We start from the raw sequence: 10788 nt of genomic DNA on the forward strand, positions 1-10788 counted from the left end.
AACCGCGACGACCGTGGTGAGCGCAGGCCGTTCAACCGTGACGACCGTCCCGGCGGAGGGCGCCCCTTCGGGAACCGCGACCGCGACGGTGAGGGGTCCCGTACTCGCTACGGCCGGGATGACCGGTCCGGTGGCCGTGACGAGGCTCCCAGCGGCCAGCGTGAGGAACTGCCGGAGCTCGCCCCGGACATCACCGCGGAGGAGCTCGACAAGGAGATCCGCGAGGAACTGCGTTCCCTTCCCCTCGACCTCGCGGATCTGATCTCCCGCCACCTGGTGGCGGCCGAGAGGGCCCTTGGCGAGGACGACGCGGAGCGGGCGTACGAGCACACGAAGGTCGCACGTCGCTTCGCGGCCAGGATCGGGGTGATCCGCGAGGCCGTCGGCATCGCGGCCTACCGCGCCGGCCATTTCTCCGAGGCGCTCAGCGATCTGCGTGCGGCTCGCCGGATGACGGGTTCCGACTCGTTCCTGCCGATCATGGCGGACTGTGAGCGTGGCCTTGGCCGTCCCGAGCGCGCCCTCGATCTGGTCCGCTCCAAGGAGGCCGAGCGGCTCGACCGCGTCGGCAAGATCGAACTCGCCATCGTGGAGTCCGGTGCCCGGAGGGATCTCGGCCAGAACGACGCCGCGGTCATCACCCTCCAGCGCCTTCCTGAGCTGCGTGACACCCGTCCCCAGCCCTGGTCGGCCCGTCTCGCCTTCGCCTACGCCGACGCGCTGTCGGTGGCCGGTCACGAAGGACCCGCCACCGAGTGGTTCGGCCGGGCGATGGCCTTCGACGAGGACGGTGAGACCGACGCGGCCGAGCGTTACGCGGAGCTGACGGGCGCTGTCATCGAGGATCTGGAGGAGGACGACGACGAGGACGGGGAAGTCATCGACGACCTTCGCCCTCGGGGCGGTGCCGATGACGAGATCGACACCGGTGACGGCGATGTCGACGATGACGTCCATGTCGACGACGACGCCGACATCGACGACGTCGCGGCTCTGGACGCGGAGATCGAAGACGAAGACGATCTCTTTGACGACGAGTTCAGCGCGAACCGGCCCGTCGCCGGCGACGCTCCTGACAACGGCTCTTCCGACGAAGAGGGCTCATCCGAGAACGTCTCCTCCAAGACCGGCTCTTCCGGGAACGAGACGGTCGATGCCGAGCGGAAGGTTGAGGAGAAGCCCGGCAAGGTGGAGCGCGCCGTCGGTCCGGCCTTCATCGAGCCTGACTTCGGCGACATTCTCAGTGACGCCCCCGATGTCGACTCCGACGGGGACGACGACCTGGACGAGGATCAGGACGGCGGCAAGCAGGGCCGGGATCACCAGGGCAAGTCCGAAAAGAAGTAGCTCCTAGGGACTTTCACCGCATTCCGGGTGGGCGAGCTGTGCACCCGGAATGCGGAGGACGCCTCCAGGATGATCCTGGACTTTACGGGGCACCTTCTACGGCTGGACCCGGTTCAGCCAGTGCAGGATGCCGGCCACGTTGGACGGGGCGCCGCTCAGCAGTTCGAACTGCTCCGCGGTCGCCTCGTCCGCTTTCAGGGCCGCGTAGCGGTCGCGGGTGCGATCCCTGACCATGGCGACAGCGTGATCCAGATCCATGCCCTCCGTGTGGGCCTGACGGGTCAGATCGACCCAGACACGAAGCTCCTCGGCGGAGCGTCCCAAAATCTCCTCCACATCCGCGACCGGTCCGTAGTGACTGAAGAGCAGCCGCTGCGGGCCCAGCGCCTTGAACAGGGCGATCGAGTCCAGCGCGGTACGCAGGTCGAAGTCCGGCGGGGGCGTGGCGGGGCGCAGGTCGCCCGTCTCCGGAAGGTAGACCCCGGCCGCGTCGCCGACGTAGAGGTCTCCGGTGCCGGAGTCGATGAGTCCCACGTGGTGTTTGGCGTGGCCCGGTGAGTAATGGCTGTTCAGAGTACGTCCGTTGCCGAGGTCGATCGTGTCGGTGTCGCCGAGGGCGCGGATCCGCGAGGCTTCCGTGGGGGAGAGCTCGCCGAACAAGGTGTCCAGTTTGTCGCCCCAGACCATCCGCGCGCTGGCCATCAGCCTGGAGGGATCGGCGAGATGCCGGGCACCCTTCTCGTGAACCACGATCTCCGCATCCGGGTAGAAACCGGCGATGTCGCCGACCCCGCCCGCGTGGTCCAGGTGGATGTGCGTGACAACGACCGTGGCGAGATCTCCTGGGCCGACGCCCAGCGAGGTCAGGGCGTCGCGCACCACGGGGGCGGAGGTGGAGGTGCCGGTCTCCACCAGGCAGGGACGGTCTCCGAGGATCAGGTATCCGGCCGTGATGCTCGAGTATCCGGCCATCCTCGTGTCGATCTCATAGACGTCCCCACCGAGGGCGGTGATGTTTTCCACAGGCCACCTCATAACTGGAACCGGCGTCCACAGAACAGTATTCGGCCATTTCGGTGCAGCTCAACATCGTAGAGAGTCCTTCTCGACCGGCAGGATCGAGGAGGATCGCATGGATCGTAACGAGGTCATTCTCGTGGGCCGCCTACCTGAGGCGGCCCACATCAGGTCGTTGCAGAGCGGGAGCAGGCTCGGCACCTGGCGCCTGATCGTCCGGCGGCAGCACCGCGGGCGTGGTGCCCGGGTCGACACCATTCCGTGCGCGTCGTTCGAGCTCGAGGTGATCGAGGCCGTGGCCGGTTGGCAGCCCGATGACATCGTCGAGGTGACGGGTTCGCTGCGCCGCCGCTGGTGGGGAAGCGAGGGAGCCAAATCGTCCGGGTACGAGGTCGAGGTGCGTTCGGTGAGACGTCTCGAGCGCAAGGTCACCATGGTCCTGACCGGCGACGAGGGAGTTCCGGCGCCCGCCCCGCCTCGTTCGGTGCGCTCACTGATGCATGCGGAGCAGGTGGATACCGGGCAGGTCGCGGAGCCGCGGCTCAACCCGGTCAAGCCTGACATCACCTCATCCGGGCCGAGTCTTGCTCCGAGCGGACCAGAGGTCACCTCGGTCGGAGGAGTGGATTCCTCCCCGGCGAGACCCTCCCCGGCGGGACCGGATCTCATCGGGCTGGATTCGGTCCCGATCAGCAGGCCGGGTCTCGTTCCGGTCGGGCGGGGTTCGGCTCCGGTCAGTCCGGATCTCACCTCGGCCCGTCCGGATCTCACCTCGGCCCGTCCGGATCTCACCTCGGTCGGACGGGATCTCGCCTCGGCCGAGCCTGACCACCTCACCTTGGCCCGACCGGACCTCACTCCGGAAGGTATGCCGGAACCGGAACCGGAACCGGAACCGGTTCCGCGAGCCGTGAAGGCGTCGATTTCGGATCGCTCGCAGGTGCCTCACCCCGTGACGCGCGCAGGCGCGGTCTCCGGAGCGGGAAGGTGAGCGGTGTCCTTCCCTTCACGCGCCCGGCATCCCGGGATCGCGGAGTCTCTCAGAGACCTGGCTTCCTCTCAGGATTCGGCCTCCTTGAACTCTCAGGAGCCGGGATTCTCGAAGGGCGGGTTGTTCGTGGGCGATGTCCCCGCCGGGGTGAGCAGGCGCAGGACCAGACCGGTCCTGGGCTTAGGGCCGAAGGAGGTGGATTTGCGGGGCACCCGCTCTCCCTGGGCCGCGACCGCGAGCACATCGTCGACGGCAAGCGGGCGCAACAGCACCGCGGTCCCCCCGGAGGCCTGGGCGAGCCGTACGGCGGCCTCCGGGTCGTGGTGGACGATGCGCACCGACAGCTCGTCGTCCCGCATCCCCCAAACCTTCGGCAGGAGAAACTCCGCGAGGATGGAGGTGTTCAGCGCTCGCCACCCGGCCGAGCGCTCGGACGGCATGGCGTGTTCCAGCTGAGTGGGGTCAGGGTCGCTGAGAAGGTGGGTGAGCCCGCCGGAGGACAGCAGATAGGCCGGTCCGCCGGTCTCGTCCAACGCGGCCAGGCCTTCGGCCAGGTCCGAGTACTCCTGCACCCGCCACGAACCCTTGGCCTTGGCCAGCGCCTCTTCAAGCGGTAGTTCGGGAATGACCCGGTGGATGGCCTTCAGATCCGGCGGGTAGGCGCTGGAGTCCACCAGGAGCGCAAGGCCGAAGTCCCACGGCTCAGGCTCCATGGAACTCGGCGGAGTCACTGATTTCTCGGTCTCCGCCCGCCCCACGGTCGTCCCCGCGGTCCCTGCTGTATCGGCCGTATCGGGAGTGACCGCCGCACCACGTGTGGTGGCGGCACGGTGTTCCCGCTGGAGGGCGAGGTAGGTGGCGTAACGATGGTGCCCGTCGGCGATGAGGGCCTGGTGGGGGCGGAGGTCGGCGTCGATGGAGGCGAGTTCCTCACTGTCGGTGACGGCCCACAGCCGGTGCCTGACCTCGTCTTCGGTCTTCGCCTCCGCCAGCGGGGGCCGGGACGCGGCGATACGGTCGACGAGGCGGGTGGTGGCGCCGCCCGCGCCGTCGTAGAGCAGGAAGATGGGCTCTAAGTTGGCCTTCGTAGTGCTCATCAGCGCCAGCCGGTCGGCGACCGGCCCGGGCATCACGTCCTCGTGAGGCAGGACGATGTGCAACTCCGGACCGGCCAGGCCCACGTCGCCGATGATTCCGCGCTGCAGGACCCCGGGACCCGACTGCTCATAGACGTAGACCGCGGGGGTCTCGTCGGCGGCCAGCACCCCGGAGGAGAGCCATTGGTGAAGCGTCTCTCGCGCCTCGGCGTATCTGTGCTGGTCGGTGCCGGGAAGGATCAAACGCACCACGTTGTTGGGATGGGTGTCGAGCAGCTTTCGCACACCGGCCTCGTCGATGAGGTCGTAAGGCGGTGAGGTGACCCCGGCCAGGTCGTCGACCGTGAACCGTACGCCGCGAAACGGGCGTAGCACCAGCCCGCCGGGTATCGGCAGTTCAGGATTCGCCATAGAGGGCATGCTGCCATAAAGGCCTGAAACGGCTGGGGGCCGCTTCAAGTCCGTGGTGCCCGGTCCGTCAGGGAATCGGTCAGATCTGTCGTCTGTCGATGAAGGAGGCCTCACACAATGGTCCAAGGACGTGGCGGTCCGTCTGATTCCCCCAACCCCGAGACGGGCGCTCCGGTCGGGGACGTCTACGAATGGTTTCAACGAGGGATGAGGCTGCTGGCCGAGGGCAGTCCGGCGGCGGCGGCCGCGCTGCTGGAACGGGCGGCCGACGCGGAGCCGGAGTCACGGAGCATCCGGGAGGCCCTCGCCAGAGCGCAGTTCAACTCCCGGCAGTACGCCGACGCCGTCGACAGTTTTCGCTGGATCATCGATGCCAATCCGGCTGAGGACTATGCGTATTTCGGGCTCGGACTCGCCCTCTGGCGTACCGGGGACATGGAGGGGGCTCAGGAGCCGCTGGCCATCGCCGTCGCGATGCGACCCGACCTGCGGCACTACGTTTCCGCGTTGAAAAGCGTTCGTGCCACGCTGCGCGCCCGCAGGATGTGAGATCCATGCGAGTACACCGCCGCGATCCCGCGTGCGCGGGATGTGATCCGTGGTTGCCTCCGCGGAGGTGGTGTACGAGTTTCCCCAGGTAGCAGGCGTGGCGCCGTGAAATGAGGACGGCCATCGCGTGATCTGTGCGGGCTCGCCGGTGTGGTCGCAGGTGTTCTCCGTACGTGATCCGTGCGGAGTTGCCGTGTGACTGTAGGTGTTCGTCGTATCCGATCCTGCGGGGTCGCCGGTGTGTCGCGGGTGTTCGCCGTATGTGGTCCATATGGTCCATATGGTCCATGCGAGAGTGCCAAGGTGGCCGCATGTGTCCGTCGCGTGCGAATCCATACCGGTCTGCCGGCGCGGCCCTCGGGTGCTCGCCTGAGGTGATCTGGATGGGTTCGCCGGATGTGATTCAGACCGCTCCGTCGCATGGACCCGTGCGGGTGGTGGAACGCGGGTGATGAAATGGGCCAGTGGACACGAATACGCTGATCGACCCGTACGACACTCTTCTCCTTGACCTCGACGGGGTGGTGTATCTCGGACGCGATGCCGTACCGGCGGCTCCCGAGGCGCTGAGCCGGGCGGCGGAGCGTGGCGTGCGCCTCGCCTACGTCACCAACAACGCCTCACGCACCCCCGCCGCCATCGCCCAGCACCTGCGTGCGCTGGGCGCTCCGGCGGCCGCCGAGGATGTCGTGACCTCCGCCCAGGCCGCCGCGCGGCTCGTGGCCGAGCGGGTCGAACCGGGCGCCGCGGTGCTGGTGGTCGGCGGGATGGGCCTGCGCTCCGCACTGCGCGCTCACGGACTGCGTCCGGTCAGCACCGCCCTGGACGCGCCGGCCGCGGTCGTCCAGGGCATCGCTCCCGACCTGTCCTACGGCCTGCTGGCCGAGGGAACCCTCGCGGTGAGGGAGGGAGCCCTCTTCGTCGCCGCCAACGCCGACTCGACCATGCCGACCGGCAGGGGCGAGCTTCCCGGCAACGGCGCGATGATCAGGGTCATCGCCACGGCGACCGGGGTGGAGCCGATCGTCGCGGGAAAGCCCGAGCCGCCGCTGCACCGCGAGTCGATGCTCCGTACCGGATCGCGGCGGCCTCTGGTGGTCGGCGACCGGCTCGACACCGACATCGAGGGGGCGAACAACGCCGGGGTGGACAGCCTGTTGGTCCTGACCGGGGTGGCGAGCCCGCTCGACGTGCTGACCGCCGTTCCACGGCACCGGCCCACCTACATCGCCAGGGATCTGTCCGACCTGCACCGGTCCTACCCCGAGGTGCGGCGGACCGGGAACGGGTGGACCTGCGAGGGGTGGACGGCCCGCTGGGAGGAGGGCGCGCTCACCCTCGAGGGCGGAGGTGAGCCGCTCGACGGGCTCCGCGCCGCATCCGCCGCGACCTGGGAGGCGGCGGGCGAGGACCGGGCGGACGAGGACGTGGTGAAGGCGGCACTCGACTTCGTGTTCTCGTCGCCCACCTCGCACTCCGGCTGAGACGGTCGCCTCGCCAACGCCCGCGCGGGCAACGTCGCGCTGACCCGCGCAGCCCACCCCGCACTCCGGCTGAGACGACCGCCCGCGCCCTCTGACCTCTCCCGCGTGGATCCACGTGGATCTCGCCCGGGATCCGCGCGGATCCCGGGCGATGTCGCCTCGATGACCGGGAGGCCGCAGCCGGATCGGCCGCTGTCGGCGTCGGCGACGCCCCTCCCGCGTGATTCCGCCTGAGCCTCCCGCGTGGTCACGCGTGATTCCGCCTGAATCTCCCGCGTGGTCACGCGTGATTCCGCCTGAGCCTCCTGCGTGATCCCGCCCGAGGGCGGGATCCTCAAAGAAGCTTGCGCAGGCGAAGAAGGTCGCTGAAGCTGGCGTCGACCTTGACCCGCCCGCTGAAGACGGCCCGTCCCATGTCGAGTTCCCCGTTGACCAGGGAGATGAGATCGTCGCTGCCGATGGTCAGTTTCACGTCGGCCTGCCTGCCGTCGTTCGTGGACAGATCCTCGAAGGGGCCGAGGCCACCGTGGTGGATGCGGCCGTAGAAGGTGACGCCGAGATCCTTGACATGGCAGCTGATGCTGCGCTCGACCACGTGCTTGGCGCGGCTTTCCTGGTCAACCTCGTCGAACTGCTCGCCGAGTTTGCGCAGTGCCACCCGGCACTCGTCGACGGTCGCCATCGCGTGGCGCTCCCTTCTCTCCCTGACCGATCCGAATCCTTTTCAGGTACGGACGGTAGCGTTCCACATGGGTACGGCATGCAATCCGGCGCGGGGGTGCCGGAGAAAGAGGCTTCTGCCATGGCGTCGAACGTCACGCGGGTACGCGTTGGCGGTCGCCGACCTTAATGGGATGACAACGAGCGAGGCCCCCGCGATAGTTCACGGTTTACCCATTTTTGGGGAACCCCTTCCCTGCCGGCCCACGCTGGACCGGGCCGGCATCGGATCGCTCTGTGCGGGACCGGCCCGAGCAGGCGGGGGCGGCGGCGTCCGGGTGCCCCCCGGCGGTGTGGGGGACCCGGGTACGGAGATGGGGAGGCCGCGAGCGCGGCAAAGCCGGAGAAGGGGCAAAGCCCGCCGAGGCGACGAGGAACGCGGGTTCCGATACGGTCGGGGAATCCACGGGCGCGAGGCCGGAGAGCATCGTGCTCGTGCGGCGGCGGCCGTGTTCGTACGGAGGAAGGGCCGCGGAGACGGCCACGAAGGCCGAGGCGGCCAGGAGCGGTGCCGGAGGGGGCGCATGACGGACCTGCTGGAAGAGACGGGCGAGACGGGCGACGAGCGGGTGGAGGCCGCGCTGGGCGGGCTCACCCGTCTCGGTGCCCTGCCCGTCTCGGCGCACGCGGACGTCTTCGAGGAGGTGTTCACCGGACTGGAGCAGGCGCTCGCCGCGGTGAACGACGTCTCAGGGCGGGAGCTCGCCGCGGCCGGCGACATTCCGGGGCGGGTGATCACCCCGGCGCACGGTGTCTCGGGGCGGGGGCCGGTCCTGGCAGACGCTGTTTCGGGAGCGGACGCTGTTTCGGGAGCGGACGGCCTTTCGGGACAGGGGCCGGCCCCGGCGTACGGTGTCTCCGGGCCGGAGACGGCCCAGGCGGACGGCACCCCGGACCGGCGCCCGTGAGCCGGCGGACACGCCTCGACAGCGAGCTCGTCCGCCGGAAGCTGGCGCGGTCCCGGGAACAGGCGGCCCAGCTGATCGAGGCCGGCCGGGTCAGCGTCGGCGGCCAGGTCGCCGCCAAGCCCGCGACCCAGGTCGACACGGCCTCGGCGATCGTGGTCGCGGAGGCGGCGGAGGGGCCCGACTACGTCTCGCGGGGCGCGCACAAGCTCCTCGGCGCGCTGGAGGCCTTCGGGCCCCTGGGCCTCACCGTGGAAGGACGTCGTTGCCTGGACGCGGGTGCCTCGACCGGAGGCTTCACCGACGTGCTGCTGCGCGCCGGAGCGGCCCACGTGCTGGCCGTCGACGTCGGGTACGGCCAGCTCGCCTGGTCGCTGCGGACCGACGACAGGGTCACGGTCATGGAGCGGGTCAACGTCAGGGACCTGAAACCCGACATGGTCGGCGAGGCTCCCACGCTGATCGTCGGCGATCTCTCTTTCATCTCCCTGCGTCTGGTGTTGCCCGCCCTGGCCCTGTGCGCCGCCGGGCGGGCCGATTTCGCGATGCTGGTCAAACCCCAGTTCGAGGTCGGCAGGGAGCGGGTCGGCGCGGGCGGGGTCGTCCGTGACCCGGAACTTCGCGCGGGGGCCGTACGGGATGTGGCCGAAGCCGCGCGAACCCTCGGCCTGAGCGTGCGGGGGGTCACCGCGAGCCCGCTGCCGGGTCCGTCCGGCAACGTCGAGTACGTCATCTGGCTGGGCAAGGGAGAGGGCGCTCCGCCGGTCCCCGACCTTGACGCGGAGATCGAGCGGGCGGTGGCCGAAGGCCCCCGGTAGGTCCTTCTCGGCCCTGGGCCCCACGCCTCCCGGGCTCTGCCTCCCAGGCTTCCGGGCCTCCCAGGCTTCCGGGCCTCCCAGGCTTCCGGGCCTCCCAGGCTTCCGGCTACCCGGGCGCCCTCGATGCCTGGGCGGCCCGGGAGAGTGGAGACTTGACATCCTCCTCACCGTCCCCGGAGTCCCCTCCCCGGAATGCACCGTCCGGACGGAGGGGATTACCGCGATCATCCATGAGAGTTCCCGATTCACCGCCGGTCGCCCGCCAGGAGAAATTCCTTGAGGTCCTACTCCAGCTCCACAGGCGTTTCACCTCTTCGCAGGTCCGGCGGGGACACCGCCGGGCACACTCGTACCGGCCCGGTCATCGCCGGGCACGGTACCGAAACGCGCGGCGCCGCGCCGCGTCTCCTCTCCCACCTCGGGGCGAGGGTCTCCACGTTCAAGGAGAATCGATGACTGCCAAGCGCTCCGTGCTGGTCACCGCGCACACCGGGCGGGCGGCGGCCGTCGACAGCGCCCGGATGGTGATCCAGCGGTTCGTGGACGCCGGGCTGAACGTGCGCGTTCTCAGTGCCGAGGCCGACGAGATCGCCTGCGCGGGGGCCGACGTGGTGCCCGCCGGTTCGGCGGCGGTCGACGCCGCCGAGATGATGATCGTGCTCGGCGGGGACGGCAGCCTCCTGAGGGCCGCCGAGCTCGCCCGGCCGGCGGGAGTGCCGCTGCTGGGGGTCAACCTCGGCCACGTGGGCTTCCTGGCCGAGGCGGAGGTGGAGGACCTGGCGGACGCGGTCGACAGCGTGGTGGACGGCCGTTACGACGTCGAGGAGCGGATGACCATCGAGGTCACCGCCCGCCTCAACGGCAAGCTGCTGGCCGACAGCTGGGCGCTGAACGAGGCCACCGTCGAGAAGAGCGAGCGGATGCTCGAGGTGGTCGCCGAGATCGACGGGCGCCCGCTGTCGCGCTGGGGGTGCGACGGGGTGATCTGCGCCACGCCGACCGGTTCGACCGCGTACGCCTTCTCCGCCGGGGGCCCGGTCGTGTGGCCCGAGGTGGAGGCTCTGCTGCTGGTGCCCATCAGCGCCCACGCCCTGTTCGCCCGCGCCCTGGTGGTCTCGCCCCGCTCGAAGCTGGCACTGGAGATCCAGACGGAGACGGCGGGCGCGGTGCTGTGGTGCGACGGCCGCCGCAGGTTCGACCTGCCCGCCGGGGCGAGGGTGGAGCTCAGGCGGGCCGCGCTGCCGGTACGGCTGGCGCGGCTGCACGGTCTGGAGGACACCGGGGCGCCGTTCACCGACAGGCTGGTCGCCAAGTTCGATCTCCCCGTACAGGGGTGGCGTGGCCGTGTAAGGCCCTAGGGCCTGTTCTGAGTTCGGATCTTTAGGCGGGGTCAAGGCTTCGGATCCATAGGATGGCGCCTCGTAGGTAGAGCCCGGCGAGGTAGCTTTC

10 protein-coding genes are annotated in these 10788 nt (G+C 69.6%); 7 read left to right on the forward strand and 3 right to left on the reverse strand.

The features are described 5' to 3' along the window. On the forward strand, positions 1 to 1347 hold a 1347-nt coding region (locus AB0F88_RS44095), incomplete at its 5' end, for a hypothetical protein (RefSeq protein WP_362698605.1). A gap of 96 nt (positions 1348 to 1443) precedes the next feature. On the opposite strand, the gene AB0F88_RS44100 is transcribed toward AB0F88_RS44095, so the two are convergent. Next, entirely contained in the window at positions 1444 to 2370 is a 927-nt protein-coding gene (locus tag AB0F88_RS44100) for an MBL fold metallo-hydrolase (protein WP_362698608.1), read from the reverse strand. Between AB0F88_RS44100 and AB0F88_RS44105 the strand changes: the two genes are divergently transcribed. Next, a complete protein-coding gene (locus AB0F88_RS44105; protein ID WP_362698611.1) occupies positions 2360 to 3355 on the forward strand; it encodes a hypothetical protein in 996 nt (331 codons plus the stop codon). The two genes, AB0F88_RS44100 and AB0F88_RS44105, sit on opposite strands and share 11 nt — an antisense overlap. Before the next feature lie 92 nt (positions 3356 to 3447). Here the strand turns inward: AB0F88_RS44105 and AB0F88_RS44110 are convergent, their stop codons facing one another. After that, positions 3448 to 4863, reverse strand: a complete 1416-nt coding sequence (locus tag AB0F88_RS44110) for a DUF1015 domain-containing protein (RefSeq protein ID WP_362698614.1) — start codon at positions 4861 to 4863, stop codon at positions 3448 to 3450. A 117-nt stretch (positions 4864 to 4980) separates the two neighbouring features. On the opposite strand from AB0F88_RS44110, the gene AB0F88_RS44115 reads away from it, so the two are divergent. Further along, positions 4981 to 5412, forward strand: coding sequence for a tetratricopeptide repeat protein (locus AB0F88_RS44115; protein WP_362698617.1), 432 nt, complete (start codon positions 4981 to 4983; stop codon positions 5410 to 5412). Positions 5413 to 5876: 464 nt separating this feature from the next. Next, on the forward strand, positions 5877 to 6896 hold the full coding sequence (locus AB0F88_RS44120) for an HAD-IIA family hydrolase (RefSeq protein WP_362698620.1): 1020 nt from the start codon (positions 5877 to 5879) through the stop codon (positions 6894 to 6896). A gap of 334 nt (positions 6897 to 7230) precedes the next feature. On the opposite strand, the gene AB0F88_RS44125 is transcribed toward AB0F88_RS44120, so the two are convergent. Further along, complete coding sequence (locus tag AB0F88_RS44125; RefSeq protein WP_362698623.1) at positions 7231 to 7578, reverse strand: SCP2 sterol-binding domain-containing protein; 348 nt, start codon at positions 7576 to 7578, stop codon at positions 7231 to 7233. Positions 7579 to 8140: 562 nt separating this feature from the next. Here AB0F88_RS44125 and AB0F88_RS44130 point away from each other — a divergent pair. The 3 genes from AB0F88_RS44130 (at position 8141) to AB0F88_RS44140 (ending at position 10697) form a co-directional block, all read left to right on the forward strand. Then, complete coding sequence (locus tag AB0F88_RS44130) at positions 8141 to 8524, forward strand: hypothetical protein (protein ID WP_362698626.1); 384 nt, start codon at positions 8141 to 8143, stop codon at positions 8522 to 8524. Continuing rightward, positions 8521 to 9339, forward strand: a complete 819-nt coding sequence (locus AB0F88_RS44135) for a TlyA family RNA methyltransferase (protein WP_362698629.1) — start codon at positions 8521 to 8523, stop codon at positions 9337 to 9339. The genes AB0F88_RS44130 and AB0F88_RS44135 overlap by 4 nt, the downstream gene beginning before the upstream one ends. Before the next feature lie 452 nt (positions 9340 to 9791). Then, the gene (locus AB0F88_RS44140; RefSeq protein ID WP_362698632.1) at positions 9792 to 10697 is read left to right on the forward strand and encodes an NAD kinase; all 906 of its coding nucleotides are present in this window, start codon (positions 9792 to 9794) and stop codon (positions 10695 to 10697) included. Positions 10698 to 10788 lie beyond the last annotated feature (91 nt).

It is taken from the genome of Streptosporangium sp. NPDC023963, from assembly GCF_040639135.1.
Taxonomy (GTDB): domain Bacteria; phylum Actinomycetota; class Actinomycetes; order Streptosporangiales; family Streptosporangiaceae; genus Streptosporangium.